A 17,426-nucleotide genomic window follows, 5' to 3' on the forward strand; every position below is an offset into this window, starting at 1 on the left:
TTCAAAAATTTCATTAGGGTCAAGGTAATCTTTGCTCTGACGGGCACGGTACTCGCTCAAAGTAATATTCTTAGCCTTGGCAACAGCCGAATTGTGGGCACTATCCAAAGCTTGTGCTGCCGCTTTAAGACTTTCAAGGGATTGAGGATCTGAATCACTGCCCACATATATAAATGTATTGCCCATTTCGGTGAGAAGCGATCGCAAATCATCACGCAGATTATTGAGAGAATAGTGGCGGTTAGCCATAATTTGGCAGTAAGCCTCAAGCGCCCAATCTTTCTCTGCACCCCGCTTGCCTGTTTGACGGTCAATCCGCAACAGAAAAGCGGTCATTTCATTGGTTTGGAGCAAGCGCTCTTTAATCTTGGTAGCATTTGTATCCTTGTAACCAAAGGGAGGACGCGGGGCCACCCAAATATGAAACGGAACTTTCGGGCGATACCGGTACAGTTGTTGGGCACACTCAGTAGCGGTTTGGGAAACGCCGTGAAACACACCAAATACTAAGTCAAAATGATACTCCGAAATATCGACACCAGTACCGAGACTGGGAGAGGTGAACAAGGCATCAAAGTTTTTGACGGCGTTGGTGATATCTTTGATGAAAGCGACATTTTCATCACTGCCAGAATTGTCAGAGTGAACCGACCAAATACGATATTTTTTTTGTGTATGTGATTTTTCGGAGTTAGATTCTTCGTAGTTGATAGTAAAGGATTTGTCGAGTTTTTTGATGAAACGCTTACTGTCACTAGCAACCATGACTTTCTCACCAAGCATCAGCGCTGCCGAGATTTGGGCGACTATGGCGCTAGAATTATCCCCCTCGTACCAATAAATTGTGCGTGAACCGTTTCGCCACTCGTTTTTAATAATGTACGGGACTTCACCGAGTGGTCGCATTGCAAGAAAGAAGTTTACCGTTAAATCGTCCATGTGTGCATCAGCGATGACGACCAGTGGCGCATTGTATACTATATATTCCAGTACCTCCAAAATGGCGGCGCGATGTTGTTTGCAAGTATTACTGTGCAGCAGGTGGGTAAGGTATTGGCAAGCTTCATCAATAAATATGCAGCCATAGGTGAGAGACTGAGTATTGAGTTTATGCAAGCTGTCAATAGTAATACTAAGGGCTTGGGCCTGGGCTAAACCTGTGTAACCCAAGTCTGAATACATCGCCGTCCGCAAGCGTTCGGCAAGATTTTTCAGCAAGTTAACCCGATGTCCATTGTTGAGGAACCGTGCGTCGGGGTTTTGGTCACGCCACCAGCGCATAAGTTCAGTTTTACCAGTGCCCATGTCGCTCCAGAGTACGACTAGTCCTGATTTTGGGAAATTGAAGGTAGGAGATTTCTTCGATTTGTCTGAATCAACTCCGCCAGAATCCGTAGACTCCTTCTTTGGAGGATGTCCTTTTATAGATGGCGTGAAAAGTTGTTCCTTTTCAAGCTCATAAAGCTCAGGCAGATTGCATTTTTCTTCAAGTTCAGGAATGCACAAAGCCTCAGAGAGATACTTGACATTAACGGTGACATCTGGTCTGTATTTGCTAAGTCCCCATTTTTTAGCCCGATACGAGCGCTGGTAATCGGCAAGTGATTTGGCATCATCTATAATTGCAGTTAGCAGAGCATTGGCATCTTCACTACGACTAACTACAAAATCATCAACACCTTTTTCTGGCCCCGGCAGTAATGCAACTTCACATTCAGAACCTGCCGATTCGATTGCTTTTGCAGTGCGAACAGTGGCTTGGTAAACTGACCACCTGGTTTTAGAAGAAGTTTCGTAGTCAAAAAGAATTATGAACTTGCGTCCCGCCTGAGCCATTGGTACTAAGTCAGGATGCAACCGTTCATCAAAATCTTGTTTGCCCACGCGCCCGTTCCAAATTCCAGGGAGTGCGATCGCTACAAACCCCAGACTCAGCAAGCAAGCAGCCTTTTTTTCCCCTTCGCATAAGATAATCGGAATCTCTGGGTGTTGCTTTATCCACTCCCAAAATATTAGTGGATTGAGTTTATCCAACAGGCGCAGCGCTAAAAGTGAATGATAGCGCTTAATTAAATAACGCTTTGCAACTTTGTCCCAGATGGGGTTAGTGACATCGAAGTAGGTAACACGGTTGGGAGTTTTGGGTGGCGACTCGTATTTGACGGGTTTCCCTTTTTGCCAATCAATGCGCGGGAAGTTGGGCTTAATCCGCCCCCACTCCATCGGTTGCCAGTTCTTGAATGGGTCAAGTGATTGAATCCACGTCCCACCTAACAGCAAATGCTGATACAGCTTTAAGTATCCATCGGTGACTCGCCCCGCATTCTTACGTGGGATTTTATCAGATATGAACAGGAAATCATAAACTGATTCTCCCTCTACATGGAAAAAGTTGCGCTTAATCAACGCCGGATGAATGGCGCTACCAGCTAACAACTCATGGTATTCCGCTGCCGTGAGGTTGTTGGGATATTCAGTTGTCGCTACGTTCATCGGTTCTCTCCAAGGAATTTTTTGGGGAGAACTCTTTCAAGCTGCGAAACTCTTGCTCTAGCCTGGATATTCCGAAAATTTTCCTTCGTCACAGCACAAAATTGCCATGCGAAAGCTGCACTCGACCCCATGCGCTCTACTACTGCGCTCTTGGGGCGTTCTTTATTTATCACAATATTTTCCCCTGATAACTCGGTTTACAAGCTTCAGAGGGGGTTGTTGCGCTGCTAAGGGTTTTTAACTACGAAATTCGGGTTTTTTCTTAATCAAACTTAATATCTCGCCCCTTTGAGGAATTTCAACAGCAAAAACTGCCACATGAAAAGCACCAGTTTCGTGTGGTTTCTCGTATAATACAAGAAGCAGCGTGGACTTAATCTCTTTTGACCAGTTAGTGGAATCAAGTCGCCAAACTTTAACTACCACCGCTTTGGTTTTTGTGAGATAACCCCGCTCTGGAGTTATTTAGTTTTTTGCTCCTTGGACAAAGCGTTACTTCTTAAGTACGTTTTGTCCTTTAAATTTTGTGTTCCTGTATATTTACCTCCATCTTTTGTTCGTTCTGATCTTACAATGCCCTCTGTGTTTAACGTTGTTTTGATTTTTGCTTTTGACCTCCACGTTTTTTAAGGATTTTTTTAGGGGTAATCGAGGGTTGGTAGCACCTCTGTGTAGGGTAGATTACCCTGCAATATTATGAAAAGCTTTTGCTTAAGATGCGACCGCTAAATTTGGCAAAGCATTGGATACACGCACCAATCCTTGTGGATCAGTTAAGATATACTTTTTAATTACTGGCTGGAGAGTAAAACTAATTTCTTTAGTAACTGGATTTTTACTGCTTTCAATCAATGATTGTTTTTCCAGATTTTCTAGCGCTTTAATCAACTCTAAAGTTGACACAGACGCTTTCTGTCTCTGCCTGATATCACTTAATAACTTGGCAAAGCTAATAAATTCTGTAGTTGAAACTATCTCCTCTGCTGTGTAAATCAGAATTTTTCGCTCAATTTCTGTCAATACGTGACCAAAAACATGATTAAGCATTGCTTCAAACTTACTACTGACAAGAGTTGTTGGGTTTTGAAAAAATACTTGTGTACTGCCAGAAAAAAAGTGATTAATTCTCTCAATTACTGCCTCTAGTTCCGAAGGATTACCACGATAAGTTTGAATTAATTGATGGCACTTTTCTGTGTCAGTCAATCCTTTTTCAGACAAAAACTGCATTGCCGCATCTTCATCTAAACCTTCAATTCTAAAAAATCGAAGAGGTCGCTTCGCTACTATCAGATCATTCAGCTCATCAAACAGAATTCGATTAGTCAAGAGCAAACAGCTTTGATGCTGTTCTTCTACTAAACGGCGAAAAAATAGTCTGTAATCTAGTCGTTGCTCTAAATTTTTTGTCTGAAATAACGCTTCAGATTCATCTAGCACAACCAAGCAACGGCGTGATTGCATCTGCTTCAGCAACATTGTAATCATTGCTTGAGTATACTTAGGTGAGCTTGAGGGTGTTTCTAAAGGCTCAATTATATCTAACAGTTCGGTTACTAAATCCTGAAGTAGTGGTGCATGAGCAACTGATTTCCAAATCAAATAATCAAATCTAGGTTGAGATTCTGCACTAATTTCCGCTAGAAGTTTTGCCGCTAATGCAGTCTTACCGATTCCTGCTACTCCTACCAAGGATATACATCGCTGTTTAGCTATTAATTCTTTTAAAAGAGTTAGTTCCTTTACTCGTCCGTAAAAACTAGACACATCAGGTAGTTGTCCTCCCAAAACTTGTATTAAGTCGTTGGCAGGGAAGTTCGGCTCCTCTTTTGACGCAGATTGAGCATAATATTCTTCCGTAACTTGTTCCAAAAAATCACGCAGATTCTTTTTGCCAACCCGTTCGCCATTTCCAATAGTTTCAGAAAGCATATCCCACAATCGACGGGCTATGCCACCTTTTAAGTAGTTAGGACTGTAAGATGAGTTACTTGCTATTTCTTCATAGTCATTGTCATCCCACGCTCCCTTTATAACAAGGATTTCAGCCTCGGATAGATATCTACCTTTCTTGGCAAATACTAACTTATTTACTACAGCTAGGGCTAGTTCAAAAGTAACTTTCACCGTAAAAAGTACTTTTGGTGGCTCCTGTCCTGTTTGCTTAAGGGAGGAGTGAGTAGGAGCCTGGAATTGCGATTCAGTACTAAAAACTGTAACCTTGTTAATCATTTTTACACAGTAAATGCCCATTTTGGGCATTTTTATAGATTAGGCTTAGTTTTAAGAGGAGATTGCATTGTATCAATCATATTTGATTTTTCATTTTATAGTTAATTTTTTTCAAAAAAGTACTATAGAAATTTCTAATGTCGGTTACTTACAATAGGAATTACTTTCGTAGACACATCTGGGATGGAGTACGGCAAGAGAAAAGAGGAAGATTAGCACTTACACTTAAGGCTATTTACTGAAATTGGCTATTGAATTTTCATTTCAGCTAAACAGTGAGTCTTCCAGTAATTGTTGTTTGGTGTGATATTTATTACTTCTCTTTCTAAGCAATGCAGGTATTTAATGGTAGTATACATTGATGTTTAAAATGAGGCTGCCTAAAATTTTCAATTTATATGTTGTTCCATTGCGACAGCAAGAGGTAGTGTGAGTAAATTTCTATGCATTACGTTATACATACTAAAATATGGGTTACTGTATCAACCCTCTTTGCAAACAACGTCAAAATCCTGATGACGTTAATCACTGTCTCTTATGTGGGACTTCATTGCTAATTAACGACCGCATTTGTCTAGTTAAGCCATTAAGAGAGCTTACCGAAAACCCATTTAGCTATATGGAAGTTTTTGAAGTGGACGATGCCGGCACTCAATGGAATCCTGAGCGTAAGCGGCGAGTCATGAAAGTTTTAAAATGGAACACACCTCAGTTAGTTGATCTTATTGAGCGGGAATCTCTCACCTTACGGCTTATTGAACACCCATGTATTCCTAAAAGTACTATAGATGACTTTTTCACTTTTATTCCGAATAATAGCTCTCTAACATTGCATTGTTTAATCATGGATAAATTTGAAGGAGAAAATTTAGAACAATGGTTAGAGTCTAATGGGCGAATTTCACAATCCGTAGCATTACAATGGCTTCGACAGTTAGTTGAAATCCTTGATGAAGTACACCGTACAGAAATTTTTCATAGAGATATTAAACCTTCTAATATAATTCTTCAGTCAAGTGGACAACTTGCATTAATTGATTTTGGTGTAGCACGGCGAGTGACTGATACCTACTTGGCAAAAGTCAGTGGAAGTGGGGGATCTAGCACAGGTAGGGGAGGACGATACGAAATTACATCTGTCAGTACTCCTCGTTACTCTCCATTGGAGCAAATAAATGGTCAAGCAGTACCTCAATCAGACTTCTATGCTCTGGGTCGGACTTTTGTGCAATTAGTGACTGGCATTCAATTGATGGATCTTCCAACAGATAAAAAGACAGGAAATCTAATTTGGAGAGAGCAAACACCGCAGATTGACAAGCCCTTTGCTGATTTTCTTGATGAATTAATGGCTCCTTTTCCAGGGCAGCGTCCGCAAACAACTAGAGTTATTTTGCAGAGGTTAGAAAAACTACCTCAGCAAATTAAAAATTATAGATTAGCTAATTCTAAAATATTTAAATTTAGCAAATATACATTAATAGGTTTATTAAGTATTTTTGGTATCTTTTTATCTATACCTCTAGCAGCTAATTATTTATTAGCTCAAGGAGAGAGGGCTGAGGCAGCAAATGATTCTCAGAGCGCACAAGAGTTTTTTGATTCAGCTATAAAAATTAAACCTCAAGTCAAAAATTATATTTCCCAATTTTATTTTGATAAAGCATCTCGTAGTACTCAAAAGTTGCAAGATGCTAAAAAATATTATGAGTTATCGATAAACTATAATAATCAAGATGTAGACGCTCACAATAATTTAGCTTTTGTTTGCCAGCTATTAAATGAATTTGATTGTGTAACTATTAATTATGAAAAAGCTTTGAAGTTAAAGCCTGATAGTTGGGAAGGACACTATGGCTTAGGAACCTTTTATGATGATCAAGGAAAAAAAGGCTTGGCAGAGAAGCAGTATGAGTTGTCTATAAAAATTAATAGTCAAGCAATTCCAGTTATCAATAACCTCTCCAGATTAAAAATTTTAAAAGGTAACTATAATGCGGCGATTACTCTGGCACTACAAGGTCTACAAAAGACTAAAGAACCAAAATTACAAGCTGCATTGTATAAAAATTTAGGATGGGCGAAATTACAGCAAAGGCAGTTAGGTGAAGCAAAGGAATATTTAGAAAAGGCAGAAAAGTTGGATGGTCAAAGAGCAGATATTTACTGTTTACTGGCACAAACTCAAGAAGCTTTGGGTGATAACGATAATTCCTGGCTTAACTGGGAAGCCTGCTTGATACTTGAGTCTAAACAGCCAGAAGTTTTTCGTTGGCGTAAGGATGTATTACACAGAATTAGGCTCAAGCCTTCTTCTCGCTAGAGCAGGGTAAGCCCATTTTAACAGGAGTTAAACATTTTTGAGGCAGAAACAAGCCTCAAAGCTATACAGGGTAAGTAAAATACACCAAAGGCTCAAAAAAGCTTGAAACCTAGATATATCAAGTAACTAGCCAAAACGATGTCAAAGTATCTCTGTATATGCGCTTGAGGGTTTTTGTGGCTACTTCCTATCTAAGTCCCCTTAAAGCTAGCAACCAAACTTTATACTTATTTATTCTCTACTTACATTAAAATGCCAATTGTAAGTACCTATTGTGTCTTGTTGTAATGCTGACCAGCCAAACTAAAAGAGTCTTTGCAGTCCGCCGATTTACAACTTTCGTATCAATATCAACACTAATCCTTTTGGCTACTAACAGTGGATGGGGACAGGAACGAATATTACAAAAGAATTTGTGCAATGAACCAAGTGGTCGAGTTTATAGCACGGGTGATCGCTCCCTGAGATCGGGAAAATATTTGTGTCTGGGAGAGCGGATCAATCCTCAAAACGGAAGTGTAGTCAAAGTTCTTTGCTTCTCAAATCGAAAATTTCTGTATTTGAAGCAGACTACTATTTTTAATACACAAATATGTGCGCCACCACCTAACGAAGCTGTACAGTGTTCAGTATTAAATATAGTCCATTGTCCACATGACTATAAAGGGCCAGATAATGAAAAAAATTTGCCGATTGTAACTAGTCCTTACGGCAGTTCAATTATAAATAATAGACCAGAAATCTCTTGGCGCTCAGTAGTAGATGCTGATAGCTATACGGTAGTAGTAAAAGGCAATGGTGTCGAGTGGGAGAAAGATGTAAAAGACATTACAACCCTACCATATCCTCAAGAGCAAAAAGAATTACAGTATGGGAATACGTATACAATCACTATAATTAGTAACCGTGGCGATCAACCTTTGAATTATAGCCCCTTAGTAGTCCATCTTTTACCTTTTGACGATGTTCAGCAAATTACAGGTGAAGTCAAACAAATCAAAAACCTGGGATTGCCACCTGATGAAGCTGCTTTCTGGGATATGGATGCTATATATATGTCAAAGCTTCTTTTAGATGAATCAATTAAGACGTTAAAAGCACGAGTTATGGCAGGTAGTAAAAATCCAAGTATCTACAGACTACTAGGCGATCGTTATTTAGGAGCCTTGTTAATAGATGAAGCGGAACAGAACTACACGATAGCAGCTAAATTAGCAAATAATAGTGGTAAAACATCTGAATTAGAAAAGGTACAAGCAGGGTTGAAATTGGTGAAATGGTTGAAAAGTAGTTAACTTACTCATGAAATTATAGCCAGCCGCCAATAAGTAAAAATGCTGCCCAATGGAAAGGGTGTTGGTATTGAGGGTTTGATATCATTTGTAATTGTGCAAGACGTAGTGCTTCGGCTTTGGTTAAACCATCTTTCAATCCTTGATAAAATATTTTCAGAAGTAAAGCACTGGAATTAGCATCTACTTGCCAGAGAGTAGCTATGGTGCTTCTGGCTCCAGCTTGTGCTGCCACTCCAGCAATTCCTAATGCGGATCTTTTATTACCTTTGGCTGTTTGGCAAGCACTTAAAACTAATAACTCAATTCCTTCTTGATTAGACTGGGTTTTTTCTTTGAGCAAAGTATTAAATTCGGAAACAGTAATTGGTTTATCCCAAGCGAAAATCATTGTTCTGTCAGCAACAGAACTAAATTGAGCGTGAGTGGTTAGATGAACTATTGAAAAATCATCTGTACTCAATTCTTTATCTAGCATTGGACTAAGAAATTCTTCATTTAACAATACTTTTGAAGAAGGAATTTCTTTTTTTACATTTGCTATTTCTATTTCTACCCCTGGCAATGCTTTGAGCCCTTTGGGAGCATTGGGAGCGTAAAAACTAGGACTTACCTTACTGAGTCCAGCAATGAAAGCCCTTAATTGTTTGGGAGGTAAAATCTTAGGTGGTTGCACTCTCGATCCCAAAGTTCCTGTAATACCGTAGTGTTCAATCAGATAATTTTTACCATCATGAAGCAAGCCCATCGGTAAACTTTGAAAAGATGCATCTAAAGTAAATACTAGCATTCCTGATGCTGGTAAATATTTGATAGGTGCAATAATTAATCTATAAAGGGCTTGACAATGAGCAATAATAACATTTTCACTAGTGTAAGCAAGATTTTTGTCTTGTAAAGTGTTTACAAGATTGTTAATATGTTCTTTAATTAGTTGAGGATCAATAGAGTGATGATGAAGAGGTTGTTTAGGAGATTGAGAGATGACTTCTATGCTATCCAATAAGTCAATTACATGAATAATTGTTGGTTTAATATCTAAATCTTGAATTTGATTCAAAGAAATAAGATTAAGCTTGCCACACTGAAGATAATTTTCTAGCTCTGTTATTTTAAATTCTTCATGTAGTTGTATTACTTCTCGTATATTAGTAGAAGAATTTTCTAGTAGCAATTTTAGGTAGTTCCGGTAAACTGGTTCTACTTTTTCATAGAAAAAGAATTGTGTATCGGGATTGCTAGTTAAAAGATTAGTACGAACTTGCGTTAGGTTATCAATAGCTGCTTGGTACATCTTGGAAGCAGGTTTATGCTTTCCCTGTTTTCGATATAAATCACCCAACTGTTGCTGCCATTGGTATGCGACATCCCATGCTCGAATTGATTGAGCAAACCCTAAAGCTTGCCTAAAGTATGGTTCTGATTTATCTGGTTTTAATTTGCCTAGTATTCCCCAACAGAAGGATTGTAGAAGTTGATTGTTGATACTTTGGGCAGTTTGTAAGGCAGATTCAGCATATTGTATAGCTACAGGTTGTAAACTTTTATTATAAGTTTTATTTAGACTATCAGAGAAGTTAAGCTTGGCATAGACAGATTGATTAATAGGCAATTCCTCGAAAGAGGAAGAGTTTTTCATGATTAAATCTATTAAAGGTTGAATTTGTTGATTAATATTAATTTTAGTATTTTTAAACCTCTGACTTGTCTGTGACTGTGTTAATAGCCATCCATCAAAATCTAACAATAATCTCAAACTTTGGAGTTGAGCCTGCACTTTTACAATAGTAGAAGCATTTGCCAGATTATTTATTTGTTGGTAATACTCAAGTGACAAGAGTGCATTTTGCTGAACCTTAGCAACAGCTTCTTTTTTATAAACTAGTTCTTCTATCCATTTTGATTGTGAGCGTGAACGCTCATACATTGACTGTTTAGTATTTCCCAGAGATAATAAAATTAAACTAACATCTTGATTTGGCGTTATCTGTTTGACGAATGATAACGTTTTTTTTAAAACTACTTCTGATTCATCTAAGCTACCGAGTAAACGTAAAATATCTCCCAAGTTTTGTAATGCTAACAAATTAACTGGAGTAGGTTTTATTCGATTAATTGCTGTATTGAGAGACTCTTTGCTTTTTTTATTAAAAGAAGAAAAAATTGGATAATAATTCAATTTATCTATTTTTAAAGCTTCTAAAAGTATGTCACAGGCGTTAAGGTATAAGCCTAATCCTTGTAAAGCAAGATTCTGATTAATTAAATTCCCAACAACACCTTCATCATAATCGAGTTGACCATATATTTTAGTAGCCTCTTTCCAAGCCTCCAGCGCCTCCAAATACTTACCTTGGTTTAATAGCTCATGCCCCTTTTCAGTCCAAAATTCTGCCTGCTGAGTGATTTTGTTGACATTTTGAGCCATGAGCCGAGATGGTTTGCCAGTTGCCACAAGGAAACCTACAACACTGCAAAATAAATATCTACGTCTAGTAATTTTCACTTATTGCTCTGGTTTATGGAAATAATTTTGATGTAGAATTTGTAGCAAAGCAAGAATTTTTAGGCAACTGTGAAGCAACAGCAGCAACCTGATTGCTAGATGCTAATAAATTGACTTCTCCTGATGGTTCTATCAACACCGATTGTGCTTCTACAATTGGTTGGTTTTCATTATTTGGTAAGCTTTGTTTGCCTAAATTGTTATAAGTTGAGACTATAGCAGCAGAATTAGCGTGCCATCCATTACTGTTAAATACTTGACTTTGATAAGTACGTGGGGCACTACCTGTTCCGATAATTACAAACTTACTAGCTGTGTTGCTGGAATTTCCTTGGCAAGCTGAAGTAATTTCAGAAGGTAATTGAATTGTTTCTGCTAATATTTTAGGAGGGATAAGATTATTATTTAAAATGTTAAATTGAACATTGCCATTAATTCCTAATTCGGAACTAGCTGTAAAATTACTGTCACGAGAGGCAAAAAATCCTTGAGTATTAATTTGAATGTTACCACCACGCCCCTTATAAGCATTAGCTGTGATCCGGCTGTTTGCCAAAACATTTATAATATCTGCATTGGTAGTAATGTTGCCTCCATTACCGTTGCCACCTGCTGTTGCAGAAATAAAGGTATTGTCAGATAGATTCAAAACTTTAGTTTGCAAATTGATGTTACCACCTTGACCATTTTTAGTTGAAGCAGTTATCCCTGCTTTATTATCTAAGTTAATAGAATTTGCAATAATTCTTACTATCCCAGCATTTTTTGTACTATCATTCCTAACTTCAACTTGAGCATTATTTTCTAAACTTAAGTTTCCTGTTTTGATAAAAATGTTTCCAGATAAAGCATCAGACGGTTGCTTGAGATTGTATATGTAGCTTACAAAAGGGTCGCTAGTACCTACAGAAGAGCTTATTCTACTAGGGTTCAAAGAAGGATTAATTGAACTTGAACCATTAATATTAACAGATTCAAGGGCATTAATATTTACAGTACCAGAATTACCAGTTTTAAGTCCTGATGCTGCAATTACACCTCCGTTTTCAACAATCAATCGTCTTGTATTAATACTTAGATCACCAGCATCGCCAGCAGAAACGGACAGAGAGGTTATATTGCTTGCCGAAAAAGTAGGAATAGGTGGTGTTCCGTAAGCTAGCAACACGAAGTTAGGATGCCCACCTGAAATTTTTAAAAGCTCAGAAGCATTTACAGTTACTTTACCTCCTCTGCCATCACCAAAAGTCAAAGATTGTAAGCTTCCTCCATCTTCAATTAATAATTCTTTGGTTGACAATTTTACATCACCTGCGTTACCTGAACCGTAAGTTACAGTCCCCAAAACAGAAGCAACTCCAGAACTTTCATTAACTGCAACACTACGAATTACTATTTTTTCTGAAGCATCTATAGTTAAATTTCCACTATTACCATTACCAAAACTTAGAGGAGTAATTATTTCTGATTCTTGAGCAATCATTTTTGATGCTGAAATGATAATATCTCCTCCTCTGCCAGAATTAGTTGAAGTAATAATACCTCGATTAATTCTTGTAGCACTGAGAAAAGCTTGCATATTAAAAGATGTTATCCCTGTTAAATCTAAAGTATCAGTTGCCGTTATACGTATAGCTCCTGAATTAAAAACTCCCTGATTTGCAATCAAAGCTAATGAGCCATCTGTAAAATTTATATTTTTACCTTGTACAGAAATATATCCTGGCATAAAACCACTAGCATCTAACAAAGATTGCTTAATAAAACTAATGTTTTTAAAGTTATTTATTTCTTTATAATCTAAACTTAAGCCTGAATCATTAAAAGTGAAATTCACTATACCAGCGTCAACAGCACCTATTTCAACTTGTCCAGAAGGAGCAGTTACTAGCCCACCATCAAATAAAACATCACCTCCTATTAGAGCTAAAGTTTTACTAGGTTGTGAACGCAGACCATTTTGACTTTCTCCTGCTCCTAATAAGGTAATTGAAGCAGCCACCTGATTCCCATATATAACCTGGCTGTGTCCACTACCCTGTACATTAATTGATCCTGATGAATTACCACCATACTCTAACCCTATAGGAACATTCACGCTTAATAGTGGAGTCTTCTCAGGAGCTTTAGCGCTAAATTGAATGTCATTAGGAAAATGGATGCTGTTGGCAGTACTTGCTATAAAAGAACCACCAATAATTAGATGTGCATTGAGACCAAATAAAATCCCATTGGGATTAAGAAAGAATAAATTTGCACTACCATTAGTCTTAATTAATCCATCAATTTTCGAGGCTGAACTACCTGTTACACGAGTAATAATGTTTTTAATATTTATAGGATTATTGAAAAAAGCAGTGTCTCCAGTAAGAACAGAAAATTGATCAAAACTGTGGTATAAATTGCTTCCTGCCTGACTTCCTCCTTCGATTATATTGTTCGTTCCTTGAGGGGTAACAAGCGAAGGAACAGGTAATGTTTTGTCTGGAATTATTTGGGCGAAAACACAAGAAATAGGTAAAGAAAAAGGATTAGATATCAAAATAGATACCATTAAGGCGCGGATAGAAAAAATATTCATAATCAAGTTTAAAATCTATTAAACACAATGATGAAAAGGTAGCATATAAAGCTACTAATTATATGATAATATTTATTTTAGTAATTAAAAATATAATTTTATGTATCTACCTGATGGCCCAAAAACCTCACCTTTATTACAGAGTATTCAGTTTTTACTTCGCCCATTAGAAACTTTAGATGCTTGGTCTGAGGACTACGGTAGTGTTTTTAGACTTAGAGGGAACGAGCTTCCTGCTCTTATTTACTTTAGCAGTCCAGAAGCCATTCAAAAAATTTTTACATCCTCTCCAGAGGATCTTAGTTCTATTCAGAATAGTGATTTTGTGAAACTATTATTAGGAGAAAATTCTATTATTTTTCTTGACAATGAACGCCATCGACATCAAAGACGAATGTTGTTGCCTCCTTTTCACACAGAACGAATGCGCCTGTATAGTCAGGTTATTTGTGAGATTACTGAAGAAGTAATAAGCCAGTTAGCTACCGGAAAGTTTTTTGTAGTTCACTCAGTCATGAAGGAAATTTCTTTGCGTGTCATCCTTCATGTTGTGTTTGGATTGCAAACAGGTGAATATTACAATAAACTGCGACAGATGCTTAACTCGCTGTTTGAAATTTTCGATAATCCTTTGAGTTCTATTTTTATGCTATTGTTCTCTAGATTTCAAAACAATTGCGGAATCTGGAGTCCACAGGCAAATTTAATGCATCAAATAGAGCAGTTAGATCAAGTGATGTATACTCTGATTGCTGAACGGACAAGACAAACTAATTCTCCCTCTAAAGACATTCTGAGTATGCTTATGGAGGCACAGGACGAGTTTGGTAAATCAATGACAAACATTGAGCTTCGTGATTCTTTATTAACATTAATATTCGCTGGATACGAAACTACTGCATCTGCTATTTCTTGGGCATTATACTGGAGTCACTACTTGCCAGAGGTTCAAAAAAACCTTTTATCTGAACTTAACTGTTTCACCTTTACTAAAGATAAGAGCGAAATTTCTCGGCTACCTTATCTCAGTGCAGTTTGCTCTGAAACATTGCGTCTTTATCCAATTGCCTTAAATGCCTTTACACGGGTTGTACAAAAGCCTATAGAGATTGAAGGTTATCAGCTTGAACCTCAAACAATTGTGAATGTTTCAATTTACTTGGCTCATCAAAGAAAAGAAGTATATCCAGAACCCAAACGTTTTAATCCCGAACGCTTTTTGGAGCGTCAATTTTCTCCTTACGAATACTTGCCTTTTGGTGGCGGCAATCGCCGATGTGTTGGCGCAGCTTTAGCGCAGCTTGAGATTAAACTTGTATTGGCAACTATACTGTCACGTTTGAAATTAAGATTAATTACGACCTGTCCTATTAAGCCTATTCGACGTGGAATTCTTATGGTACCTCCTAGTAATTTTGAAATGGTAGTAACTGGAGTGCGCTAATAGAATCTAAATTTATTTCTTTATGAATATTTCTATTTATGCATTCAACTAAATCAAGATGTAACCTTTTAAGGTATTTAAAATAGCTATGAAGGTTACTGTTGTGTTTTCTTCCAGATGGAGAAGTAAATCAATAGGTTTGATTAAAAATAGTGACTTTAGCCAAGATTAATTCTAGATAACTTAAGGTATGTGGGTAGATTAAGCTTAAAAATTATTGTATTGCAAATAAAAATACAGTCCATTTTCCTGCCATGTTTGATTTGGCTGGTCAACAGATACAACAGGAATGCCGTAGTCAAGACGAGCGCTAAAGTTAGCATTCTGCGACCATCGCAATCCCAGTCCAATGGAAGCAAGAATATTAGGGCTGTTGGTGTTAGCAATTGTGCTTCCTGAATTATTCCAGACTATACCAAAATCAGTAAATGGTATAAGTTGCAATATTCCATTTATCTTAGATATGCGAAGTATAGGAACTTGTACCTCAGCCGAAGCAAAAATACCATTATCAGCCAGCAGTAAATCTTGACGATAGCCACGTACACTTTCAATTCCGCCCAGACTAAACTGTTCTAGAGGTAAAAGGGATCTAGTTGCTAATTGAGTATTGAAACCAAATAATAGTAAGGTGTCAGGAGCTAGTAATCGTAACCACTGAGCTTGCCCTTGCCAAGAAAAAAAACGACTATCAGGAGCATCTTGATTAACTGTGGCATTAAATACATCTAGCCCCAAGTTAAATTGCGATCGCACTGCAAAGACTTGAGTACTGCCACGAGTAATCCATTCTTGAAAAAATCGTAATGCGGATACTCTGGTCTTTCCTTGGTCGTTAGATCCTAATTGAGGAAAAGGAATTTGTTCTCCTAGTGGAGCATAATTGGCTTCGCTTTCTCGTCGAGAGGCAGTTAAACCCAAAGTCAATTCTTCAGTAGGGGATTGAAACATTGGTTGGCGGAATGTTAGTTCATAATATCGGGAAGCAGATTTGATATTTAAGGTATCGAAAGGATGTTCGATAACACTGCTGTTGCCAGTTCCATAGTTAAAAGAGAGAGTTCCATTTTTGGAATTGAGAGGCAGTGTGTAACTGCCATAAAAAAAGTTGCTAGCATCAGTATTGCTGTAACCGAGGCTTAAATTATCTCCCAGTCCCAGTAAGTTAGCTTCATTTACTTGTATTCGGCGTTGGAAACTTCCAATGCTAGGGGATCGTGTATTGTCAAGAATCATTTGGGCATTAAAAGTTCTCGCCTCAACAACTTCTACAACTAACTTAATCTGCCCAGGAATATTCCCCGGTTGTAAATTAGCAGATAAGTTTTGAATCAAAGGATTGAATTTTAGCAGCTGCAATGACTTTAGCAAACGCTTTTGATTGAGAGGCCCGTTATTTCCTGCTGCTATACGACTACGTATATAACTCTTGTTTAATCGTCGTGTACCTTCGATTTCAATATCCCTGAGCTTAGTTTCAACTATTTGAATTTTAACGATACCAGACCAGATTTTTTGAGGTGGAATATAGGCACCACATGAAATGTAGTCTTTGTCAATATATAGGTCAGTAATTTTCTGTCGTGCCTGATACAAATCATCGAGTGTAATCGGGCGATTGATGAATTCTTTAAGAACTTTATCTAACTCTTGTTGACTAAAAACTGTGCCACCAAGAACTTCAAATCGTTTCACAGTGAAAGTTTCTTTAGTTGTGTCAGGAAACTGTTCTTCAAGATTAGGACTTAAGTTAGAGGGTGGAAGTATTTGTTGAGGTAAAGGCGATTGCTGTGGTTGTGGCGTTGGCAGAGGAGCGGACGAAGGTGGTTGGATATCTCTAGGGATAACTTGAGGGATTATAGGAGGGCGTGCTGGAACCTCTGCTTTTAATGGTTTGTAAACTATACTATTAAGCAATATAAACAGTCCCAGAGCAGAAATTTTTCTAGGTAAGTTAGCGGTCATTAATTTGGAACATCAATCGGGAACTTATCAAAATAGGATACACTCGTTAGTTGCTAGAATTCAGCATAAAAAAATTATTATTTGTGTGGTTGTTTCAAGTAGTTTTTAAAACACTAGACGAAGAATGATTCTCATGCCAAGCTGTGGAGCTTTGTTTGCTTTAGTGGTACACTTTTTATTTCTTAGCAAGCTGAAAATTCATTCTTTCTTTCAGAAAAAGTAGTATTTTATACTATTACTTTTTCAAAACGAAAAATCAAGGGTTTTGACTATTTCGCAGTGAGAGAATGAATAGTTACATATAAACTCTCATGAGAGAAAAGCTTTTTTCCAGTGAAGATCGCGATTATAATATTGAACTTAAGGTGTAGGGCATCAGTGAAAGAAAAGATAGGAAAAAGTGCATTTGGTCAATCAGCTAAAATACTCAAAAGCATTTTAACAATAATGATAATCGTAGCTGGGTGGGAAAAGAGGCGAAGGTCAGACGGGAGCAATGCGGTTTTGTCAGATCCAGTAAAAAACAAGCGATCGCAAAAATAAAATCTAAGTAAGAAGTAACTTTATTTACTAAATATGTGCTGGTAGCC

At 37.6% G+C, this 17,426-nt stretch carries 9 protein-coding genes; 3 read left to right on the forward strand and 6 right to left on the reverse strand.

The genetic code is table 11. The annotated features are described in order from the left end of the window. From H6G86_RS35530 to H6G86_RS35540, 3 genes are all read right to left on the reverse strand, one after another. The coding region (locus tag H6G86_RS35530; RefSeq protein WP_190938297.1) for a plasmid replication protein, CyRepA1 family at positions 1 to 2,493 on the reverse strand (2,493 nt) is incomplete at its 3' end. Between the two features lie 237 nt (positions 2,494 to 2,730). After that, positions 2,731 to 2,919 carry a hypothetical protein gene (locus H6G86_RS35535; RefSeq protein WP_190938298.1) on the reverse strand — a complete coding sequence of 63 codons (189 nt, stop codon included), beginning with the start codon at positions 2,917 to 2,919 and terminating at the stop codon, positions 2,731 to 2,733. 285 nt (positions 2,920 to 3,204) lie between these two features. After that, positions 3,205 to 4,725 (reverse strand): helix-turn-helix domain-containing protein, encoded by a 1,521-nt coding sequence (locus H6G86_RS35540; RefSeq protein WP_190938299.1) that lies wholly within the window; start codon positions 4,723 to 4,725, stop codon positions 3,205 to 3,207. A 469-nt stretch (positions 4,726 to 5,194) separates the two neighbouring features. Between H6G86_RS35540 and H6G86_RS35545 the strand changes: the two genes are divergently transcribed. After that, complete coding sequence (locus tag H6G86_RS35545) at positions 5,195 to 7,048, forward strand: protein kinase domain-containing protein (protein WP_190938300.1); 1,854 nt, start codon at positions 5,195 to 5,197, stop codon at positions 7,046 to 7,048. A 287-nt stretch (positions 7,049 to 7,335) separates the two neighbouring features. Further along, positions 7,336 to 8,343, forward strand: a complete 1,008-nt coding sequence (locus H6G86_RS35550) for a hypothetical protein (protein ID WP_190938301.1) — start codon at positions 7,336 to 7,338, stop codon at positions 8,341 to 8,343. A 13-nt stretch (positions 8,344 to 8,356) separates the two neighbouring features. Here H6G86_RS35550 and H6G86_RS35555 read toward each other — a convergent pair whose 3' ends face one another. Both H6G86_RS35555 and H6G86_RS35560 read right to left on the reverse strand, forming a co-directional pair. Further along, positions 8,357 to 10,795, reverse strand: a complete 2,439-nt coding sequence (locus tag H6G86_RS35555) for a CHAT domain-containing protein (protein WP_313931618.1) — start codon at positions 10,793 to 10,795, stop codon at positions 8,357 to 8,359. A 64-nt stretch (positions 10,796 to 10,859) separates the two neighbouring features. Further along, positions 10,860 to 13,427 carry a two-partner secretion domain-containing protein gene (locus H6G86_RS35560; RefSeq protein ID WP_190938302.1) on the reverse strand — a complete coding sequence of 856 codons (2,568 nt, stop codon included), beginning with the start codon at positions 13,425 to 13,427 and terminating at the stop codon, positions 10,860 to 10,862. Between the two features lie 100 nt (positions 13,428 to 13,527). Here H6G86_RS35560 and H6G86_RS35565 point away from each other — a divergent pair, with 100 nt between their 5' ends. Further along, positions 13,528 to 14,871 carry a cytochrome P450 gene (locus H6G86_RS35565; protein ID WP_190938303.1) on the forward strand — a complete coding sequence of 448 codons (1,344 nt, stop codon included), beginning with the start codon at positions 13,528 to 13,530 and terminating at the stop codon, positions 14,869 to 14,871. Positions 14,872 to 15,078: 207 nt separating this feature from the next. Here the strand turns inward: H6G86_RS35565 and H6G86_RS35570 are convergent, their stop codons facing one another. Continuing rightward, positions 15,079 to 16,836 (reverse strand): ShlB/FhaC/HecB family hemolysin secretion/activation protein, encoded by a 1,758-nt coding sequence (locus tag H6G86_RS35570; protein ID WP_190938304.1) that lies wholly within the window; start codon positions 16,834 to 16,836, stop codon positions 15,079 to 15,081. Between the last annotated feature and the right edge of the window lie 590 nt (positions 16,837 to 17,426).

This window comes from Nostoc sp. FACHB-133 (assembly GCF_014698055.1).
Taxonomy (GTDB): domain Bacteria; phylum Cyanobacteriota; class Cyanobacteriia; order Cyanobacteriales; family Nostocaceae; genus Nostoc.

Bases quoted from the DNA above. Each gene is read 5' to 3' on its own strand.
- H6G86_RS35540 (WP_190938299.1), bottom strand. From the start codon at position 4,725: ATGATTAACAAGGTTACAGTTTTTAGTACTGAATCGCAATTCCAGGCT.
- H6G86_RS35545 (WP_190938300.1), top strand. From the start codon at position 5,195: ATGGGTTACTGTATCAACCCTCTTTGCAAACAACGTCAAAATCCTGAT.
- H6G86_RS35550 (WP_190938301.1), top strand. From the start codon at position 7,336: ATGCTGACCAGCCAAACTAAAAGAGTCTTTGCAGTCCGCCGATTTACA.
- H6G86_RS35560 (WP_190938302.1), bottom strand. From the start codon at position 13,427: ATGAATATTTTTTCTATCCGCGCCTTAATGGTATCTATTTTGATATCT.
- H6G86_RS35565 (WP_190938303.1), top strand. From the start codon at position 13,528: ATGTATCTACCTGATGGCCCAAAAACCTCACCTTTATTACAGAGTATT.
- H6G86_RS35570 (WP_190938304.1), bottom strand. From the start codon at position 16,836: ATGACCGCTAACTTACCTAGAAAAATTTCTGCTCTGGGACTGTTTATA.